At 69.9% G+C, this 965-nt stretch carries 1 protein-coding gene; it reads left to right on the top strand.

Annotation, left to right across the window (positions count from 1 at the left end):
* A partial coding sequence (locus tag ACKTEK_RS15975) for a calcium-binding protein (protein WP_409166318.1) occupies positions 1-965 on the top strand: 965 nt, incomplete at both ends.

The following is a 965-nucleotide window of genomic DNA, read 5'->3' as shown; positions in this document are numbered from 1 at the left end:
GGCGGCGATGCGCAGGGCGACGACATCTCCAACGTGGAGAACGTCTTCGGCTCGGCCAATGCCGACACGATCACCGGCGATGCCGGGGTCAACGCGCTGTTTGGCCTTGCCGGCGACGACACGCTGGACGGCGGCGGCGGCAACGACACGCTGGATGGCGGCGCGGGCTCCGACACCTACAACTGGGCAGCCAGCGACGGCACCGACACCATCGTCGACACCGGCACCGGCGGCGGCGACTACGACGTCATCAACCTGACCGGGGCTGGCGGCGCGTGGCAGCTCACCAGCACCTTCTCGGGTGCCACCTCGGGCATCGAGGAGATCATCGGCGACGGCGACGTCGAGACGCTCGGCCTTGCCGGCAGCGGCGTTGCGCTGAACTGGGACTTCTCGGCCATCACGCTGACGAATGTCGACCGCATTCGCGGCTCGTCGGCCTCCGACACGATCATCGGTTCGGACGGTGACGACACCATCGCGGGCCAGGGCGGCGCGGACACGCTGACCGGCGGCCTTGGCACCGACACGCTGGACTATGCCGACGACACGACGGGGGTAAACGTCAACCTGACCACCAACGCCGTCTCCGGCGGTGATGCGCAGGGCGACGTGATCTCGGGCTTCGAGAACGTCACCGGCGGCACCGGCAATGACACGCTCACCGGCACCAGCGGGGCCAACGTCATCTCCGGCGGCGGCGGCGACGACGTCATCGCGGGCCTTGGCGGCGCGGACACGCTCACCGGCGGGGCTGGCACCGACACGCTCGACTACTCCGCCGACACCACCGGCGTCAGCATCAACCTGGAATCGGGCTTCACCGCCGACGGCGATGCGGCGGGCGACGTGATCTCCGGCTTCGAGAACGTCACCGGCGGCACCGGCAACGACACGCTGACGGGCACCAGCGGCGCCAACGTCATCTCCGGCGGGTCGGGCAACGATGCCCTGCGCGGCGATGG

The sequence above is a fragment of the Tepidamorphus sp. 3E244 genome, from assembly GCF_046159835.1.
In the GTDB taxonomy this organism is placed as follows: domain Bacteria; phylum Pseudomonadota; class Alphaproteobacteria; order Rhizobiales; family Tepidamorphaceae; genus JACKJK01.
This window is presented reverse-complemented; position numbering and strand designations above follow the sequence as displayed.